22 protein-coding genes are annotated in these 17,890 nt (G+C 70.3%); 7 read left to right on the forward strand and 15 right to left on the reverse strand.

Annotated features, from left to right (window positions below):
• Nucleotides 1-464 precede the first annotated feature (464 nt).
• The 3 genes from VFO68_RS25245 to VFO68_RS25255 all read left to right on the forward strand — a co-directional run bounded on the left by VFO68_RS25245 (nucleotide 465) and on the right by VFO68_RS25255 (nucleotide 3,052).
• Nucleotides 465-758: an iron-sulfur cluster biosynthesis protein gene (locus VFO68_RS25245; protein ID WP_325160867.1), complete on the forward strand. Its 294-nt coding sequence runs from the start codon at nucleotides 465-467 to the stop codon at nucleotides 756-758.
• A gap of 255 nt (nucleotides 759-1,013) precedes the next feature.
• On the forward strand, nucleotides 1,014-1,700 hold the full coding sequence (locus VFO68_RS25250; RefSeq protein ID WP_325160868.1) for a response regulator transcription factor: 687 nt from the start codon (nucleotides 1,014-1,016) through the stop codon (nucleotides 1,698-1,700).
• Nucleotides 1,700-3,052, forward strand: a complete 1,353-nt coding sequence (locus tag VFO68_RS25255) for a HAMP domain-containing sensor histidine kinase (protein ID WP_325160888.1) — start codon at nucleotides 1,700-1,702, stop codon at nucleotides 3,050-3,052. Before VFO68_RS25250 ends, VFO68_RS25255 begins: the two co-directional genes overlap by 1 nt.
• 312 nt (nucleotides 3,053-3,364) lie before the next feature.
• On the opposite strand, the gene VFO68_RS25260 is transcribed toward VFO68_RS25255, so the two are convergent.
• The 6 genes from VFO68_RS25260 to VFO68_RS25285 form a co-directional block, all read right to left on the reverse strand.
• Nucleotides 3,365-4,750, reverse strand: coding sequence for an alpha,alpha-trehalose-phosphate synthase (UDP-forming) (locus VFO68_RS25260; protein WP_325160869.1), 1,386 nt, complete (start codon nucleotides 4,748-4,750; stop codon nucleotides 3,365-3,367).
• Entirely contained in the window at nucleotides 4,747-5,010 is a 264-nt protein-coding gene (locus VFO68_RS25265; RefSeq protein ID WP_325160870.1) for a hypothetical protein, read from the reverse strand. Before VFO68_RS25265 ends, VFO68_RS25260 begins: the two co-directional genes overlap by 4 nt.
• Before the next feature lie 430 nt (nucleotides 5,011-5,440).
• Entirely contained in the window at nucleotides 5,441-5,869 is a 429-nt protein-coding gene (locus tag VFO68_RS25270) for an SPW repeat protein (protein WP_325160871.1), read from the reverse strand.
• On the reverse strand, nucleotides 5,866-6,330 hold the full coding sequence (locus VFO68_RS25275) for a hypothetical protein (protein ID WP_325160872.1): 465 nt from the start codon (nucleotides 6,328-6,330) through the stop codon (nucleotides 5,866-5,868). The genes VFO68_RS25270 and VFO68_RS25275 overlap by 4 nt, the downstream gene beginning before the upstream one ends.
• 68 nt (nucleotides 6,331-6,398) lie before the next feature.
• Complete coding sequence (locus VFO68_RS25280; protein WP_325160873.1) at nucleotides 6,399-7,832, reverse strand: HAMP domain-containing sensor histidine kinase; 1,434 nt, start codon at nucleotides 7,830-7,832, stop codon at nucleotides 6,399-6,401.
• A complete protein-coding gene (locus VFO68_RS25285) occupies nucleotides 7,819-8,538 on the reverse strand; it encodes a response regulator transcription factor (RefSeq protein ID WP_325160874.1) in 720 nt (239 codons plus the stop codon). Before VFO68_RS25285 ends, VFO68_RS25280 begins: the two co-directional genes overlap by 14 nt.
• A gap of 140 nt (nucleotides 8,539-8,678) precedes the next feature.
• On the opposite strand from VFO68_RS25285, the gene VFO68_RS25290 reads away from it, so the two are divergent.
• Together VFO68_RS25290 and VFO68_RS25295 are read left to right on the forward strand one after the other, a co-directional pair.
• Nucleotides 8,679-9,131: an SPW repeat domain-containing protein gene (locus VFO68_RS25290; protein ID WP_325160875.1), complete on the forward strand. Its 453-nt coding sequence runs from the start codon at nucleotides 8,679-8,681 to the stop codon at nucleotides 9,129-9,131.
• On the forward strand, nucleotides 9,128-9,832 hold the full coding sequence (locus VFO68_RS25295; protein WP_325160876.1) for a helix-turn-helix domain-containing protein: 705 nt from the start codon (nucleotides 9,128-9,130) through the stop codon (nucleotides 9,830-9,832). Before VFO68_RS25290 ends, VFO68_RS25295 begins: the two co-directional genes overlap by 4 nt.
• Nucleotides 9,833-9,845: 13 nt before the next feature.
• On the opposite strand, the gene VFO68_RS25300 is transcribed toward VFO68_RS25295, so the two are convergent.
• A complete protein-coding gene (locus VFO68_RS25300; RefSeq protein ID WP_325160877.1) occupies nucleotides 9,846-10,271 on the reverse strand; it encodes a hypothetical protein in 426 nt (141 codons plus the stop codon).
• Nucleotides 10,264-10,695 (reverse strand): YbaB/EbfC family DNA-binding protein, encoded by a 432-nt coding sequence (locus tag VFO68_RS25305; protein WP_325160878.1) that lies wholly within the window; start codon nucleotides 10,693-10,695, stop codon nucleotides 10,264-10,266. The genes VFO68_RS25300 and VFO68_RS25305 overlap by 8 nt, the downstream gene beginning before the upstream one ends.
• Before the next feature lie 152 nt (nucleotides 10,696-10,847).
• Between VFO68_RS25305 and VFO68_RS25310 the strand changes: the two genes are divergently transcribed.
• Entirely contained in the window at nucleotides 10,848-11,015 is a 168-nt protein-coding gene (locus VFO68_RS25310) for a hypothetical protein (protein ID WP_325160879.1), read from the forward strand.
• A 189-nt stretch (nucleotides 11,016-11,204) separates the two neighbouring features.
• Here the strand turns inward: VFO68_RS25310 and VFO68_RS25315 are convergent, their stop codons facing one another.
• The 6 genes from VFO68_RS25315 to VFO68_RS25340 all read right to left on the reverse strand — a co-directional run bounded on the left by VFO68_RS25315 (nucleotide 11,205) and on the right by VFO68_RS25340 (nucleotide 15,615).
• Nucleotides 11,205-11,378 (reverse strand): hypothetical protein, encoded by a 174-nt coding sequence (locus VFO68_RS25315; protein ID WP_325160880.1) that lies wholly within the window; start codon nucleotides 11,376-11,378, stop codon nucleotides 11,205-11,207.
• 56 nt (nucleotides 11,379-11,434) lie between these two features.
• The gene (locus VFO68_RS25320) at nucleotides 11,435-11,782 is read right to left on the reverse strand and encodes a hypothetical protein (RefSeq protein ID WP_325160881.1); all 348 of its coding nucleotides are present in this window, start codon (nucleotides 11,780-11,782) and stop codon (nucleotides 11,435-11,437) included.
• Nucleotides 11,783-11,860: 78 nt separating this feature from the next.
• Complete coding sequence (locus VFO68_RS25325; protein WP_325160882.1) at nucleotides 11,861-12,568, reverse strand: hypothetical protein; 708 nt, start codon at nucleotides 12,566-12,568, stop codon at nucleotides 11,861-11,863.
• Nucleotides 12,569-12,591: 23 nt separating this feature from the next.
• Nucleotides 12,592-13,884, reverse strand: a complete 1,293-nt coding sequence (locus tag VFO68_RS25330; RefSeq protein WP_325160883.1) for an ArsB/NhaD family transporter — start codon at nucleotides 13,882-13,884, stop codon at nucleotides 12,592-12,594.
• A 25-nt stretch (nucleotides 13,885-13,909) separates the two neighbouring features.
• Nucleotides 13,910-14,356 carry a CBS domain-containing protein gene (locus tag VFO68_RS25335; protein WP_325160884.1) on the reverse strand — a complete coding sequence of 149 codons (447 nt, stop codon included), beginning with the start codon at nucleotides 14,354-14,356 and terminating at the stop codon, nucleotides 13,910-13,912.
• Nucleotides 14,357-14,379: 23 nt separating this feature from the next.
• On the reverse strand, nucleotides 14,380-15,615 hold the full coding sequence (locus VFO68_RS25340; protein ID WP_325160885.1) for a sodium:proton antiporter: 1,236 nt from the start codon (nucleotides 15,613-15,615) through the stop codon (nucleotides 14,380-14,382).
• Nucleotides 15,616-15,810: 195 nt separating this feature from the next.
• Here VFO68_RS25340 and VFO68_RS25345 point away from each other — a divergent pair, with 195 nt between their 5' ends.
• Complete coding sequence (locus VFO68_RS25345; protein WP_325160886.1) at nucleotides 15,811-16,647, forward strand: potassium channel family protein; 837 nt, start codon at nucleotides 15,811-15,813, stop codon at nucleotides 16,645-16,647.
• Here the strand turns inward: VFO68_RS25345 and VFO68_RS25350 are convergent.
• Nucleotides 16,614-17,888 (reverse strand): ArsB/NhaD family transporter, encoded by a 1,275-nt coding sequence (locus tag VFO68_RS25350; RefSeq protein ID WP_325160887.1) that lies wholly within the window; start codon nucleotides 17,886-17,888, stop codon nucleotides 16,614-16,616. The genes VFO68_RS25345 and VFO68_RS25350 overlap by 34 nt on opposite strands.
• Between the last annotated feature and the right edge of the window lie 2 nt (nucleotides 17,889-17,890).

The raw sequence follows: 17,890 nt of genomic DNA on the forward strand, positions 1-17,890 counted from the left end.
CTAGTGTGTCAAGGTTCAGATCCGGTCGACGCGGTTCGAACACCGGCACAGCCGACGCGGACAGCGGATCGGCCATGTGGTAGCGATCTCCGGCGCCGTGGCAGCACACGACATCGGAGGAAGTCGGGACCGGGCCGTCAAATCCTGAGGCGGGTTGATCACCGATCGTGGACCGGGCTCGATCCGTCTGCTGCCGCGCCGATTCACCACAGGGGAAGCTCGCGGCGGTGGCCGGCCAACGGAACCGTTGTGTGGCAATAGTAGTCGCACATTCTGTGCACGTTGATCGCGTTCTCGGTCCGGCGCACCAGGCCTGGGCAACGCCCAGCCTCGGGGAAATGTGCGGCGGCATCCCGGCAACCTGACGATTCCGTCATGGTCCTGGACCAGTGCGGGGAAACGGGGTGTTCTGGAGCAGAGAGTCTGACTTTGTCCATTGAGGACAGAAAGAAGGTGTGTCCAGAATGCTGGCCGTGACCGAAGCCGCCGCGGATGCCATCACCGCCCTGACCGCACGGGACGGGATCTCCGAACAGGGCGGCCTGCGGCTCGCCATGCCGGCGACCGGGGAGTCCGCCGACAAGCTTGCCCTCTCGCTCGCCCTGGCGCCGGCCGAAGGGGACCAGGTCGTCACGGGGGTCGGGGGTGCCAAGGTGTTCATGGACCCGCAGGCCAGGGACTTCCTGTCAGACAAGATCCTCGACGTGCGGGTCGACACCGAGGGACAGCTCAGCTTCACCCTCCGTCCGCAGGACTGACCGGATCGTGGTCGTGACGGCCAGCGTCGGTTGGTCGCCGCTGTTACCGCCGGCATTCCTGGTCGGTTCATCATCGCCACGGCCGCCCAGGGAGACCCTGGTCGCCGGGGCGGCCAACCTTGCGACTTTCTGACGATGCGCGCGTGATCGGGCGAGGGGTGTGGCGGGTACGGGTCGCCGAGGCTAGAACGGTCCGGTGGGTCGGGTGTGGCTATGATCGGGGACAACTGTTTGTTGGATGCCGGGGCTGCGGCGATGACCACCACCGTGCTGCTTGTCGAGGATGATGCGCGGATTCGGCAGGCGTTGGGGTTGGCGCTGGCCGACGAGGGCTACCGGGTGGTCGAGGCGGGCACCGGGGAGCAGGCGCTGGACCGGTTGGGTGCTGCCGCGCCGGATGTGGTGCTGCTGGATTTGATGCTGCCGGGCATGGACGGGCTGCAGGTGTGTGCGGCGATCCGGGACCGGGGGGACGTGCCGATCATCATGGTCACCGCCCGCACCGACACCGAGGACGTGATCGCCGGGCTGGAGGCCGGCGCCGATGACTACGTGACCAAGCCGTTGGTCGCGGGGGAGTTGGCGGCCCGGATCCGGGCGCTGCTGCGCCGGGTGCGGACCTCCGAGGGCCAGGACGCGGTGGCCGCGCTGGAGGTGGGCCAGCTGACCGTCTATCCGGCGCAGGGCCGGGTCGTTCGCGGCGGGACCGAGATCCATCTGACCAAGACGGAGTTCCGGTTGCTGTGCACGCTGGCCGCGGCGCGCGGTCGGGTGGTGAGCCGGGAGCAGTTGCTCGAGCAGGTGTGGGACTACGGCTACTTCGGGGATACCCGGCTGCTGGATGTGCATGTGCGGCGGTTGCGGCGCAAGGTCGAGCCGGACCCGGGGCAGCCGTCGCATGTGTTGACGGTGCGCGGGATGGGTTACCGGGTGCCGTCGTGATGGGGCGGATGCCGCTGCGGACCAGGGTGATGGCCTGGTTCGGGTTGGTGTCGGTGCTGGTGACCAGTCTGCTGGCGGTGCTGACCTGGCTGTTGTCCACCGGGTACATGCTCGACCAGCGTGAGCGCGGGGCGACTCGGCAGGCCCAGGTCAACGCCCGGCTGGTGGAGGGAGCGTTGCGGCAGGGGTCGGCGGGGCTGGGCGAGTTGTTGACCGGGTTGGGCTCGGATGTGGAGTCGGCGGTGCTGCTGGTCGACGATGGTCAGTGGCGCAGCAGCGGCAACCTGGTCGATCCCACACGGCTGCCGCCCGCGTTGCTGGCAACGGTGCAGAACGGCCAGGCGGCGCTGCAGCGCACCAGGCTCGACGGGGTGCCGGTGCTGGCCGTCGCCCTGCCGCTGCCGGCGGTGTCGGCGACCTACGTCGAGGTCTTCCCGCTGCGCGAGATCGACCGGACGTTTCGGTTCCTGAGTTGGATGTTGATCGCCGCGACGGTGACCAGCGGCGTGGCCGGAGCGTTGTTGGGCCGGTGGGCGGCGACCCACTCGTTGCGGCCGTTGGACAGGCTGACCGCCGCGGCGGCGGTGGCCGCCGGCGGAGACCTGAGCGCGCGACTGCCCGAGACCCGGGACCCGGACCTGGTTCGGCTGGCCACGGCGTTCAACGACACCGCGGAGCGGTTGCAGCAGCGGGTCGCGCGCGACGCCCGGTTCGCCGGTGATGTCAGCCACGAGCTGCGTTCGCCGCTGACCACGATGCTCAACGCCATGGCGGTGCTGGACCGCCGGCGGGCCGAGCTGACTCCCAGCGCCCGGCAGGCGGTGGAGTTGCTGGGTACCGACCTGCGCCGGTTCCGGCGCATGGTCGACGACCTGCTGGAGATCTCGCGCGCCGATCACGACCGGGACCAGCTGTCGCTGGAACCGGTGGACCTGGCCGAACTGGCCGGCCAAGCCCTCGGCGGGCACCCGGCCGGGATCGTCGACGCCGTGGATCATCCGCAGGTGCTCGCCGACCGGCGGCACATGGAACGGGTCGTGGTCAACCTGGTCGACAACGCGCAGCGGCACGGCCGCGGGCTGGTCCGGCTCGGTGTCCTGTGCCGGGATGGCCAGGCCCGCCTCGAGGTCGACGACGCCGGGCCCGGGGTCGCGCCGGCCGACCGGGAACGGGTCTTCGAGCGGTTCGCCCGCGGCTCTCCGGCTGACCGCGACGACTCCGACAGCGGCGTCGGGCTCGGTCTGGCCCTGGTCGCCCAGCACGTCCACCGGCACGACGGCCGGGCCTGGGTGGAGGACCGGCCCGGCGGTGGCGCCCGGTTCGTCGTCGAGTTGCCGCAGGCCACGCCATGATCCGGCGAACCGGGTGCGCACTGCTGGCCGCGGCCCTGCTCGCCGGCTGCGGTGTCGACACCGAGGACGCTCCGCGACCGCTGGACAACACCACCCACGAATCCGGATCGACCCCCAGCGTCGACACCCATACCCCGCCAGCGCCAAGCAGCACCAGCCCCAGCAGCACCAGCATCAGCCCGACGCCGACCACAGCGGTCCCACCTCCTCCGTCGCGTGTGGACGGATGAGGATCAGCGCGAACGGGCGGCGGATCAGGGTGAGCTGGGTGGTTTTCCGCAGGCGGTGGTAGCCGTGCGCGGTGGGCAGCGCCTACGAACTGGCGATGGAGTGCAATGCGTTTGTGCTGGCGGGGATCACCGCACCGCTGCCAAGGCGGCTTGTCCTGCCTGACGACTCCAGTGTGGACAACAAGGTCTCGGCCCAGGACCGTGCATTGTGTTGGTGCAGGTGTTGGCGCATGGCTTTGATGCGGTCGGTGGCGCGGTAGCGCGGTTCGGTTGCCGCGGCGCGGATCGTGGCTTGGAGGTCGTCGAGATCGTGGGGGTTGACCAGGTGCGCCGCCCGCAGTTCAGGAGCGGCGCCGCTGAACTCGCTGAGGATCACCGCGCCGGTGTTGTCCACTCGGGAGGCCACAAACTGTTTGGCGGTGAGGTTCATGCCGTCACGTAAGGCGGTGGCCACCAGGATGTCGGCGGCCTGGTAGAGGGCGAGGAGGTCGGCGCCACCGACGCGACGGTGCAGGTAGTGCACGGCGGGGCAGCCGATTTTGCCGTGGTCGCCGTTGATCTGGGCGACGAGTTGTTCGACGCGGTGGCGCAGGTGATCGTCGGGGTGCGCGCGGTGTTGCGGGGGTAGGGCGATCTGGATGACCGCGGTGTGCCCGGCTCGCAGCTGTCGGTCGGTGAGGAGGTGCTCGAGGGCGTGCAGCCGGTGCTCGATGCCGGCGGTGTGGTCGAGGGGGTCGACGCTGAGCAGGAGCAGAGCGGGGTTGTTGAGTCGCGCGCGCAGGTCACGCGCCTGGGCGAGGGTTTCCGGGCGGGCCGCCCGCCGGGCGATGTCGTCGATGTCCACCGAGGTGGGAATCACGCGGAGGCTGATCGGCCGGTCTGGCTGACCGAGCGTGTCGCCATCGGCGGACAGTCCGAGGAGGCGTTGTGCGGCACGGAGCAGGTTGTCGACGTCGCGGCGGGTTTGCAGGCCGATGACGTCGGCGCCGAGCAGCCCGCGCAGGAGGTCGTCGCGGAAGGGCAGCCGCATGAACAGTTCGACCGGCGGGAACGGGATCGGGAGATAGAACCCGATGCGGATGTCGGGTCGGTGCGCACGCAGCAGCGCCGGCGCCTGCTGCAGCTCGTGTCCGATGATCCACACGGTCGCCCCCGGTGCGGCCAGCCGGGCCGCGGCCCGGGCGCAGCGCTCGTTGCGGGCCCGGTGGCTGACCTGCCAGTCGGGCCGGAACACCGGTGGTTGTACCGCGTCGTGGTAGGTGGGCCAGATCGCGTCGCTGGCCTGCCGGTCGACCGCCGGCGGCCTGGCCCGGGTGCCGTCGCCGAGAGCGACTTCGTCCGGCACGGCTGCCCAGCGACCACCGACGTCGCGCACCGCGTGCCGAAGGGCCGTCAGCGGGCCAGGGAGAGCCTCGCCGGTGGTGGGTGCCTGGCTGGTCACAACGACCACGTCGTGGTGGCCGGTCATGAACCTGGGGGCGTGCCGTTGCGGGGGGCGTGGCGCGCCGCGTCACGGTGCAGGTTGAGCGCTTCGAGCAGGCGGGCCCGGGCGAGCCGGTCGAGCAGGTTGGGCGGAACGTGGCGCAGGGCCAGGCGGTCGAGGTCGCGCCGGGCGCTGAGCACGCAGGCGGTGACGGTGTCCAGCGACACGATCAGGCCGAACTCGCGCATGAGTTGCTCGGCGACTTCGGCCACGGTGCCATTGGGTGGCCCGTCCTGATCGATCACAGCGAAAACTCCCGGAAGTGGTCATGGGGTGCACTGCCATCCTGCGGGCTGAGCGCGGGATCCCAACTTGCGAGTTCCTGACAATCCGGGTGACGAGTGACTTCTGCGGCTGCGGGCGGGCTAGAAACGGGGGTGGCTGGCGGGCGCGGCAACGATGCGGCGGCTCGACGGGAAGTCCGGCGGCCGGGGCGGTGGTGCGGGGATCACCCGGGATCGGCGCACCACGGTTCGGGCCGCCGGGTTTCGGACAGGTCGGACCGAGTCGAGTCGTGCGCCCGCCAGCCAACCCGACTTGACGGGGAACCACTGGCTCCGGCAGGCCTGGAGTTGGCGGTTGCTGAAACGGGCGTTGACTGACAAGGCCAGGGTGGTTCAGGCGACGACCGGATGCGACGCTGCGGCTACCGATCCGGGTCACTTGCCCCTCCCATCACGCGGCCGTGTCCCGGGCGGTGAGATAACCGGACAGGCTGAATCCGGTCAGCAGCGTGCCGACGATGGTGTCGTTGAGTATGGCCTGGCCCGGATCCGCGCCGAGGTTGTAGGCGAGCGCGAACGGCGCGATCGCCAGCCAGAACCCGAAGACGATCGGCACCACGACGCCGGTGCGGTGAGCGGGGCGCACGAATTGTGTGCATCCCGCAGCGAGCACGACCAGGCCGACGGTCATGTCGTTGCACCGCGCGTCGAACCCACCTCCGGTGTCGCCGTACCCCCAGATCCACGGGGCCAGTACCAGCCACAGGCCGGCGAGGACGGTCAACACCCGCACGCTGCGGGGAGGACCGCCACCGACCGGCCGGCGGAAGGTGTTCAGGATCGGCTCGGAGTCGACCCTGGTGTGTGATCGGTGGGTCACGAGACGCCCACCAGGGCGGACAGGTCCGTCGATGGGGAGTCGCCGAGCAGGACCAGTTCGGCCAACGCGTCGCGGACGGGCACCCGCTGTGCCGCGAGCCGTCCGGCGTGGCCCCGGTTGGTGAGGGCGATGGTGGGTCCGCCGGCGAGCAGATCGGTGAATCCGAGCACTGGTTGGGTCGGCAGGATGATGTGGAGGTCGAACCGCACCGGGGCGGTGGCGTGCACGGCGAGTTGGAGCAGCGAGCCGGTGCCGAGTGCCGACCAGCCGCTGCGTCCGGCCACGACGGTGATCCGGTCGGCTCGCGTTGGTTGGTCCAGCAGCGCGAACAGGGGTCGCACGCGGGGTTCGATCAGCTCGTTCGGCTCGTCGAGAACTATGGCGAGCACGGGCCAGGGTCCGGTCTTCGCGCGGCCGGTCTGTTTCGGTGGTCGCAGGACCATCACCTCGACCGCGACCATGGTGGCTGGCAGGTTGGCCGGTCGTTGTCGTGTCGCACCGAGCATCGCGCTCCGTCCCTTCGGTACACCTAGGACGAGGTTGGCTCCCGGATGTTGAGACCGGGCGGGCGTCCGGTTTGCGGTAGTGTGACGCCCGGTGCGAGCGGGAGTCGGACGATGAACCGGGCTCCGCCGCCGGGGCGGTCGGCGCAGCGCACCTGTCCGTGGTGTGCGGCGATGGTCTCGGCGACCAGGGCCAGGCCCAGGCCGGTGCCGGCCGAGGAGCCGCGGGTCGCCTGCCCGGTGGTGAAGCGCTGGAAGATGGCCGTACGGTCCCCGGCCGGCACACCGGGTCCGTTGTCGTCGACGACGATGGCGGCGTGGTCAGCGTCGCGATGCAGACCGATCTGGGTGAGTCCGCCGCCGTGCCGGTCGGCGTTGTCCATCAGGTTGATCAGGGTGCGCTCCAACGCGAGCTTGCGGCCGAGCACGATGCCGTCGGTGTGCACGGTGAGCAGGTCCGCGGAGCGCGCGGTGTCGGCCAGCGTGTGGATGAGGAGGTCCCGCAGCGAGAGCGGCTCGGGCTGGTCCTGGTGCAGGCCGGCTTCGGTCTTGGCCAGGGCCAGCAGGTCCTCCAGCAGCCGGTGCAGGTGGTCGAGTTCGGTGCTGACCAGGTCGAGCGCGTGGCGGGACCGCTCGGGCAGGTCGTCGCGATGCCGGCGCATCACGCCGACGCTGGTGACCAGGGTGGTCAGGGGGGTGCGCAGTTCGTGGCTGACGTCGCCGACCAGTCGGCGTTCCCGCTCGATGCGTTGTTGTAGCGAGTCGACCATGCGGTTGAACGACTCGACCAGGGTGGCCAGGTCGCGGTCGCCGGTGTCGGCCAGCCGCGTGTCGAGCCGTCCGCCGGCGATGTGGGCGGCGGTGCCGGCCAGGCGGTGCAGTGGTTGCAGGACCCGCCGGCCGGCCCACAGGCCCAGGGCGGCCCCGCCGAGGGTCGCGGCCAGGGCGCTGGCGGCCAGTACGGTGCGCAGCACGGTCAGCGTCGACCGCAACTCCTGCACGGGGGCCAGTTCGTAGAAGGTGGCGTCCGCGCCGAGTGGGACGGCGACGGCGAGGAACGGTTCGCCGCGGATGGTGACGGGCAGGATCGCCGGTCCCGGCTCGTCGGCGGGGGCCAGGATCGGGTCCGGGAGCACGTCGGGGCTGATGTCGGGTTCCGAGGAGTACCACTGGTCGTGTCGGTGCAGCAGCAGCACGGTGTTGGCCGGCGGGTCGACGGCGGTGAGCACGTCGCCCGGCGCGGCACCGGGGACGGCCAGCCGGGTGCGGACGAAGGCGGCGTCGGCGGCGGCTTGCCGTTGGGCGGATCGCTCGCGCTGGGCGTCGAGGTAGCCGCGGCTGATGGTGAACACGGACACCGCCAGCGCCAGGGACACCAGCGCCGCGCCGACCGCGAAGGTCAGGATCACCCGGCCGCGCAGGCCGAGCCGGCGTCGGCGGGCCGGGTCAGCGCTGGACATCGAGCCGGTAGCCGAGCCCGCGCACGGTGACCACGATCCGCGGGTCGGACGGATCCTTTTCGATCTTGGTGCGCAGCCGGCGGACGTGCACGTCGACGATGCGTTCGTCGCCGAAGAAGCCGCGGTCCCACACCCGTTCCAACAGGGCCTGGCGGGACAGCACCCGTCCCGGTTCGCCGGCCAGTTCACACAGCAGCCGAAACTCGGTCAGGGTCAGGTGCAGGTCGTGCTCGCCGCGCCGGACCGTGCCGCTCGCGGGGGAGAGCACCAGCGGGGCGCGGGGGTCGGCGTCGAGCAGGACATCCCGCGGCACCTCCTGCGCACCGGCCGCACCGGCACGGCGGCGCAGCGCGCGCAGCCGAGCGGTGATCTCCTTGATCTCGAACGGCTTGGTCACGTAGTCGTCGGCGCCCGCCTCCAACGCGGCCACGATGTCGTGGGTGTCGTCGCGGGCGCTGACCACGATGATCGGCATGTCATGGTCGAAGCGCACCTGCCGGATGCAGCTGAAGCCATCCATCTCGCCCAGCATCAGGTCGACCACCATGACATCCGGTGGTCCGTCGCGGCGCAGCGTGGCCAGCGCGGTTTCGGCGTCACACGCCTCGCCGACGTCGTAACCCTCGTCCTCCAACGCCAGCCGCAGGGCGGTGCGCACCCGGTCGTCGTCCTCGACGATGAGCAGCTTCGCGGCCACGCGCTCCATGCTGTCAAAGCCCGGTGGCGGCTGCATGAGCGTGGACCGGGTCTGTCATGCAACCGCAAAGAACTCGACCAGCCGTCCTCAACAGAAGCGGGGAACCCTGACCATGTGGTGACGCTACGTGGGAGGGAGTGTGGCAAACGGTGACGGCTTCCGGGAGCGGCGATGCCGGTCCCGCTGCCGCGCCCGGCCTCTGGCAGCAACGTGTTCCGGGCCCGCAACTGCCGGGTCTGGTCACCGGCATCACCCTCATGTTCGGTCTCTGGCTGATTCTCGCGCCGGTCTGGTGGACCTACGGCACCACCGGCGGCGGGTTCGACGCCCGGCTCAGCGACGTCCTGGCCGGGGTCGCGGTCATCGCGCTGGCCATCGCCCGGCTCGCCCGGCCGGTCCGGTTGATCACCGCCACTCTGGCGGCCGTGCTGCTGGGCGGGTGGTTGGTCATCGCGCCGTTCCTGCTGGACTACGGGTTCGGCGCGGACTCCACCAGCGCGACCGTCAACGACGTCGTGGTCGGTGTGAATCTGGTCGGGCTGGCGCTGTTGGGCTACCTCGACGCCCAGTCCCGGCTCGAGGCCGGTGGGGCGCCCCGGTGAGGCGGCAGGCCCAGCACTGCCCGGTGGCCCGCGCGGTGGATCTGCTGGCCGACCCGTGGACCTTGCTGATCGTGCGCGAACTGGTGCTGGGCAGCCGGCAGGCCCACGAGATCGCACGCGGCGTGCCGGGACTGTCCTCGGCGATGCTGTCCGGCCGGCTGCGGACACTGGTGAACGCGGGTCTGGTGGACCGGTCACCCGGTACGCCCCTGGGCAGCCAATACCAGTTGACCATCGCGGGACGGGAGTTGCGGGCCCTGGTGGACCACCTTGGCCGGTGGGGCAACCGGTGGCTGCCGCCACCGCGTCCGGAGGACCTCGATCCGGACCTGCTGCTGTTCGACATGGCCCGGCAGGCCGACCGCGACCGGTTGCCGGTTCGTCCGGTATCCGTGCTGATCGACTTCCTGGATGGTCCGCCGCCGCGCCGGTGGTGGCTGGTGCTGTCCCGCGCGGGCACCGCGGCCAGCGCCCGCTATCCCGGGGTCCGGGTGGCGGTGCGGTTGGAGTGCACGCTGACGGCCCTGGCCGAGGTGTGGCTGGGCTATGTGCCCTGGCTGACCGCGGTCGGCTCGGCCAGTGTGCGGATCAGTGGGATTGCCGACGCTACGGCGGCGGTCATCGGCTGGGTCGGTGTCTGCCGCTACGCCGCCGTACCGCGATCCGGGACCGGCTCCGTGGTGTGCGTGGCGGAGGGCTGAGGCCGATGCGGGGCTACAGCTCGAGCTTTCCGCTGTCGATCTGTTTGCCGACGTGGCGATAGCCGATCAGCAACGTGATCGCGGTGAGAATCCCGAGCACGGTCCAGACGATGACCAGCGCGGTGGTGGCGATGGGAATCTCGACGGTGCGGGTCGGGGGGTCCGTTTGGCACACCACGACCACGCCGGGCGGTCGCATGGCGGTGGAGGCGTGGACCGGTTGCGCGTTGCCGAGGATCTCGGCGCAGGCGTCGCGGACCTCGAAGATGTGGAACACGCTGCCCAGCAGCGCCAAGGCCAGCGTGGCGATCGACCAGTAGCTGGAGTTCAGGAAGATCGTCCGGTACTGGCGCAGACCCCGTCGACGGGATCGTTTGCGGAGCAGCCGGGCGGCCTCATCGGCCCCGAGCCGGTCGTGGTCGGGGGCGGTGTCACTCACGGGCCCGGCGCATGATGCTGCCCTGGTCGAAGTACTCGTCATCGGTGGGCCGGGTTGCCGCTGGCCGGCGTGGCTGCTCACGTTGCCGGGTGTCGGCTTCGATCCGGGCTTTGAGGGCGGGAGCCTCGTCGAGTTCGCGGGCGAGTTGGGCGGTGTCGAACTCGAGGTAGTTGGCCGCGGTGACCGCAGCGGTGTAGGCGGCCATGATCTCGCTGATCAGCCAGAGTTCGCCGCCCTCATAGAGGGTCCCCGGGCGCAGGTCGACCCGCTTGAGCCGGCCGAGCAGGTCCACCGAGACGCTGACTCCGCCGCGTGAGGTGCCGGTGAAGTCGCTGAACAGCGCCCGGCCGGGATCCTCTTTGATCTTGGCGATCCGGTCCTTCATGCGTTGCGCGATGGACAGCGGATCGGTTTCCGGTTGCACAGCAGAACCCCCAGGTCGGATTACAGGGTGGTGTGGCTCGCGGTCTGCAGGGTCTGGGCGGCGGCGGCGCTGGCCGCCTCACACTTCTTGATCTTGTTTCCTCTACCGCCTGCCGGGAGAAATAGAAGCCGCACGCGGAGACGATGCGCCCGATGATCGCGACGACGAGTCCGATGATGGCGCCTACCCCGGTCCAGCCGGCGATGATCGCGACAACGAGGCCGATCGCGGCGACCACCAAGCCGATGATGGTGAAGACGTCTGCCCAGGTGTGGCCGAAGATCTGGTCGAACGCGTCGCCCATCGCAACCAGGGCCTGACCGACGTCCTCCGACGGGGAGCGCATCGCGTAGAGTCCGCCGCTCTGGTCGGGCCCGCCCTTGATCTGGTTGATCCGGTCGCTGTAGGCGTTCTTGGTCTTTCCGGTCCATGCCCCGGTCTGGGTCACGGCCCGGTCCAGGTCGGTCACGCACTTGTCGAACGAAGTGCGCACCAGGTCGGCCCCTTCGCTACCGCCCACTCCCCAGACGTCGCGGCCGATGCGGCGCAGCGCGTCGGGTGTCGACGTCGCGGACCAGCCGCAGCGTGTTCTCGATCGAGGGCTGGCTGGGGTCGTACTTGCGGGTGAAATTGTCGATCTTGCGGGCGTCGGCGAGCACATCCTCGTCGATGAGATCCTTCAACAACGACACAGTGCCCCCCTGTCCTGGAGCGGATCTTTGGTTCTTTGAGAGGACGGTCAGTTCGGGAAGTTGTTCCGGCCGCGGTCCTCGTGTTCGGCGTAATCCTTGGCGGTTTGATGGGCCTTGTCCGCGGCGTCCTCGATGGCGGTGTGCGCGTCGTTGATAAACTTCTGCATCGCATCGACGACCTGGGGATAGTCGTGGTTGGCGAACTGGCTCAGCTTGCGGATCAGCTCCTCGACGGTTTCCTCGACGTTCTCGTACGGGCTGACATCCTGCACGGTCAGGAAGCCCTCCAGCGTCGCCTTCTCGCTGAAGTCCTTCATGCCCAACTGGTCGCTGGCGCCGTGCAGAATCCCTTTCAGCTGCGTGAGTTCGTCCGGATCGAGTGTGTAACCGTCCACCTGATTCACCCCTCCTGATTGTTGCTCCGACGCGGTCACCCTCGTCCGGGTTCCGCCGCGATCGGCAATGACGCCGTCTCAGGTCGATGGGTAGTTGCGCCGGGCGTGTTCGGTGAGTGTGCTGATCCCGGTGGGGTGCAGGAGCGGGTCGCGGTCGCGCAGGAAGGTGGGCAGGTCGGCGATGGGCAGGATGGTCACGCCGGCGATCAGGTGCGGGTGGTGCAGCATCGGGCTGTCGACGGTGAGCACCGGGTGCACGGCCGACGGGTCGGGGAGGTGGTTGGCCAGGGTGTGGGCGACGGTGGCGGCGGCGCCTTTGACGGAGGCGACGCGGCGGGCGGCGGGTTTGCCGCCGACCATCAGCAGGCCGGTGGCCGGGTCGGTGCCGATCGCGTCGGTTGCCCACCACACCTGGTGGTCCAGGACGAACACCCCGCCGGGCCCGATGAGCAGGTAGGCGGCCAGCGGCCGGGCGTCATCCGGGCGTGCCGGTGCCGGCACGGCGCTCCAGCCCTGTCGTTCCAGCCGGGCGGCGGTCGCGGCGAGCCGGTGGGCTCGGGATCTCCCGGGCCAGCAGTCGGAGAGGGTGCCGTGCCGGCGGTCCCAGAGCAGCAGCACGGCGAGGGCGATGACGGCGCTGAGCACCGCGAGCGGCCACGGCAGCACCAGGTTGGTGACCAGACCGGTCGCGCCGGCGAGCAGCAGGGCGCTTAACCACCGGCGCCACAGCGTTTCCCGGCGCAGGGCCGCGTAGTGCCCGGCGGCGGGCCGTGCGCTGGGGTTCACGGTGGGACCCTTCCTGGTGGTGGTCAGCCGAGGACGAAGTAGCGCAGCCAGAGGTAGGGGGCGGCGAGCGCGACGGTGATCAGGGTGACAATGGCGCCTTTCCTGGTGAACTCCCAGAAGGTGATCGGGGTGCCGGCGCGTTTGGCGATGCCGAGGACCACGACGTTGGCGGAGGCGCCGATCGCGGTGAGGTTGCCGCCGAAGTCGGCGCCGAGCGCCAGCGCCCACCACAGGGCCTGGGCGTGGCCGGGGTCGGCGATCTGGGTGGACAGATCGGCCACCAGCGGGCTCATCGTGGCGACGTAAGGAATGTTGTCGATGATCCCGGACAGCGGCGCGGAGACGAAAAGGATCAGCAGCACGGCGAGCAGGGCGTTGCCGCCGGTGGCATCGGTGGCCAACCGGGCCAGGTTCGCGATGACACCGGTCTGGATCAGCGCGCCGACCATGACGAACAGCCCGGCGAAGAACAGCAGGGTCTCCCACTCCACGCTGGCCAGGTAGTGCCTGGGGGCGCTGCCGGTGATGAGCACGAGGATCCCGGCGCCGAGCAGGGCGACCACCGACGGGGCGATGTGAAACGCGGCGTGGCCGACGAACCCGGTGAACACCGCCGCCAGAACGAGTCCGCATTTGATCAGCAGCGTGGTGTCCTGGATGGCCTCCCGTTCGTTGAGGGCCATGACGCCGGCCACCCGGTCGGGGTCGGCGGTGAACGAGCCGCGGAACAGCCACGGCAGCACCACGGTGAACACGATCAGGACGACGATCACGATCGGGGTGAGGTGGACCAGGAAGTCGTTGAACGACAGGCCGGCTCGGCTGCCGATGATGATGTTCGGCGGGTCGCCGATCAGGGTGGCGGTGCCGCCGATGTTGGACGCGAACACCTCGGCGATCAGGAACGGCACCGGGTTGACCCCGAGCCGCTCACACACCAGCAGGGTGACCGGCGCGATGAGCAGGACGGTGGTGACGTTGTCCAGGAACGCCGAGGCGACGGCGGTGATCAGGACCAGCAGGATCATCACCCGCAGCGGCGATCCCTTGGCGCGCTTGGCCGCCCAGATCGCGGTGTACTCGAAAACCCCGGTGCGGCGCAGCACCCCGACGATGATCATCATGCCGAGCAGCAGGAAGATGACGTCCCAGTCGATGCCGGTGTCGCGGGAGTAGAAGGCCTGCTCGGAGTCGAGGATGCCGAGCCCGAGGACGATGCCGGCCCCGGCCAGCGCGGCGACCGTCTTGTGCACCCGCTCGGTGGCGATCAGCAGATAGGCCACCACGAACACCACGACCGCCAGCGCGGTGCTCATACCGGCCGCCGGGCGGGGCGGGTCGTCAGTGGTGCACGAGGGCGAGTTGCAGCAGCCGGGAGGCGGTGATCACACCGACCAACTGGCGATCCTTGATCACGGCGGCGAGTGGGCAGCGCAGCCGGGCCATGATGGCGGCGACCTCGACGATCGTGTCGTCGAAGTTCACCACGGCCAACTCCGGCGCCTCGTGCGGGATGACGTCGCGTACCGTCTTGCCGCCGAGCTTGTCGGCGACCCGGTCGGCCATCGACTCGTCGAGCACTCCGGCCAGGGACGGGTCGTCCTGGACGTAGCTGGGGACCAGGAACCGGACCACCTGGGAGGCCGGCAGGATCGAGTGCGGATGTCCGTCGGGGTCGGTGACGACCAGCCCGGGCAGCCGGTGCTCGGCCAGCAGCCGCGCCGCTTCCCAGGCATCGGAGTTCAGCCCGACGACCGGGAATTCCTCGGCCATGTCCTCGGCGTGCACATGCGCAGGGTACGACGATTCGGTCAGCCATGGCGTGCTTCGCCGGCCGGAGCGGGGGTGGCGGGATCGGATTGGCCGGTGGGCAGGTTGTCGGGGGGTTCCACGCGCAGGGCGCGGGCGACCGGGACGTCGGTGGAGGAGTGCAGCACGATCGACAGGGCGATGGTGACGGCGACCAGGTCGAACACCAGTTCGCTGTCCGGGATGCCGGACTGCAGGGCGAGCAGGCCGTAGACCACCGAGGCGAATCCCTTGGGGCCGAACCATGCGGCGGTGAGCCGTTCCTCCCGGGTCAGGGGGGTGCGCATCAGGGACAGCAGCATCGCCGCCGGGCGCACCAGCAGGATGGCCAGCACCGCCACCGCCCAGCCGCCGACCGGGATGTGGGACAGCCGGCTCGGGGTGATCAACGCCCCGAACACCAGCAGCGCGGCGAACTTCGTGGTCTCCGACAGCAGGTCCCCGAAGTGTTCGAAGTGATCGGCGGCCACCCGGTCCAGGGTGGCCAGCGTCGAGCCGGCGGCGAACGCGGCCAGATACGGGTTGGCGTGGGTCAGGTGACAGACCCCGTAGAGCAGCACCGCGATCGCCAGCGGGCCCAACGCCTGCAACCGGGGCTCGGCGGTGAAGAAGCGCAGCCGCCAGGCCAGCGCCACCACGGCCGGGATCACGATGCCCAGCGCCAGCCCGGCGACCAGCTCGATCCCCACGGTGGCGATCTGGGATTCCTGGTGCGCGGCGGTGGCCAGGAAGATCAGCACGAACGGCAGCGCCAGGCCGTCGTTGAGCCCGGACTCGACGTTGAGCAGCCGGCGCAGCCGCACCGGCACGTCCTGCCGGCCGACGATGGCCGAGGCGAACACCGGGTCGGTGGGCGAGAGGATCGCGCCGAGCAGCAGCGCGGTCGGCCAGTCCAGCCCGACCAGAAAATGCGCGGGTACCGCGATGCCCACCATGGTCAGCGGCATACCCAACCCGAGCGCGCGACCGGACTCCCGCCACCCCTCCCGCAGCGCCGGCAGGCTGGCCCGCTGCCCGTCGGTGAACAGGACGGTGAACAGCGCCAGGTCGGCCAGGAAGACCACCAGGGGATCGGTCGGATGAATCACCACCAACCCGAACCCGCCCTGCCCGATCAGCGCCCCGGCCAGCAGGAACAGCAACGCCGTCGACAGCACCGTGCGCGCGGCCACCCCGGACAGCGACACGCTGATCAGCAGCACCACGCCGAACGCCACCACCAGCGCCACCGAGACCACCCGCCCTCACCACAAACCCACCCCCCGGGTGGGGCGGGCTGCCGACCAGACTTCCCGGCGCACCGCCCATCAACATGCCGCACCGACGGCGCGGCGGCAACCAATAAGGTCGGCGCCCGCCAGCGCCCGGTCGGCCCCAAAGGCCACCCTGGTGACGCTGGACGCCGGGACCCGCCGCGGTGATCGTCACGGGGTATGTCCCCCAATGCGGCTCACCCGGCATCCCCGGCCGACGACGGGGACGAACCACGGCTGTCCGCCTGGACCCGGCGCACCGACTGGCCCCTCACCGGGCTGGCCGTGATCTTCCTGGCGGTCTACGCCTGGCAGGTGCTCGACACCACCGCCGCCCCGGCACGGCACACCGCGCTCGAGACCACGATGTGGGTGATCTGGGCGATCTTCGCCCTCGACTACCTCACCCGGCTGGCGCTGGCCCGGCGCAAGGGCCGGTTCGTCTGGCGGCACCTGCTCGACCTCATCGCGGTGGCCCTGCCGATGGCCCGCCAACTACGCGCCCTGCGCGTGCTCACCCTGCTCTCCGTACTCAACCGGCGCGCGGCGGTGTCGCTGCGCGGCCGGCTCGGTGTCTACGTCGCCGCGATCATCCTGCTCATCGGCACCTGCGCCGCGTTGGCCGTGCTCGACGCCGAGCGGCGCAACCCCGACGCCAACATCACCACCTTCACCGACGCGCTGTGGTGGACCCTGACCACCATCACCACCGTCGGCTACGGGGACCGCTACCCCACCACCACCGAGGGACGCATGGTCGCCGCCGCACTCATGATCGGCGGCATCGCGCTGCTCGGCGTCACCACCGGCATCGTCGCCTCCTGGTTCGTCGAGAAGATCACCGGCCTCGAACTGTCCATCGAGGACACCACCCAGAGCGAACTGCGCGCCCTGCGCGCCGAACTGGCCGCGCTGCGAGCCAACCTCGACGACCCGCACCCCCGCCCCGACGCCCCCGATCAGGCCGGGGAACAGCACCCGGTTCACGCGAGCACGAAGTACCGCAGCCACAGGTAGGGCGCGGCGATCGCGATGGTGAGCACGGTGACGACCGCGCCTTTCCTGGTGAACTCCCAGAACGAGATCGGGCTGCCGGCGCGGGCGGCGATGCCCAGCACCACGACGTTCGCGCTGGCGCCGACCGCGGTGAGGTTGCCGCCGAAGTCGGCGCCCAGCGCCAGCGACCACCACAGCGCCTGCGCGTGCACCGGGTCGCCGATGCCGGCGCTGAGCTCGGCCACCAGCGGGCTCATCGTGGCCACGTAAGGGATGTTGTCGATGATCCCGGACAGCAGCGCGGAGACGATGAGGATCAGCATCACGGCGAGCAGGGCGTTGCCGCCGGTGGCGTCGGCGGCCAACCCGGCCAGCTTCGCGATCACGCCGGTATGGACCAGGGCACCGACCATGATGAACAGCCCGGCGAAGAACAGCAGCGTCTCCCATTCCACGGTGGCCAGGTACTGCCGCGGCCGCAGCGCCGAGATCGTCACCAGCACCCCGGCGCCGAGCAGCGCGACCACCGACGGGGCGATGTGGAAGGTGGCGTGGCCGACGAAGGCGACGAACACCGCCGCCAGCACCACCCCGCACTTGATCAGCAGCCGGGCGTCGGCGATGGCCTCCCGCTCGTTGAGCGCCAGCACGTCGGCCACCCGGTCCGGGTCGGCGGTGAACGAGCCGCGAAACAACCACGGCAACACCAGGACGAACGCGATCAGCGCGATCACCACGACCGGGGCCATGTGCACCAGGAAGTCGTTGAACGACAACCCCGCCCGGCTGCCGATGATGATGTTGGGCGGGTCACCGACCAACGTGGCCGCGCCGCCGATGTTGGACGCCAGCACCTCGGCGATCAGGAACGGCACCGGGTTGACCCCCAACCGCTCACACACCAGCAGGGTGACCGGCGCGACCAGCAGCACGGTGGTGACGTTGTCCAGCATCGCCGAGGCGACCGCGGTGATCAACACCAACAGGATCATCACCCGCAGCGGCGATCCCTTGGCCCGCTTGGCCGCCCAGATCGCGGTGTACTCGAACACCCCGGTCTGCCGCAGCACCCCGACGATGACCATCATGCCGAGCAGCAGGAAGATGACGTCCCAGTCCACTCCGGTGTCGTGGGAGTAGAACGCCTCCTCCGAACCGACCACCCCCAGCCCGAGCACCACCCCGGCACCGGCCAGCGCGGCCACCGTCTTCGGGATCCGCTCGGTGGCGATCAGAACGTAGGCCACCACGAACACGGTCACCG

The sequence above is a fragment of the Actinophytocola sp. genome (genome assembly GCF_035712165.1).
Taxonomy (GTDB): Bacteria; Actinomycetota; Actinomycetes; order Mycobacteriales; family Pseudonocardiaceae; genus DASYTH01.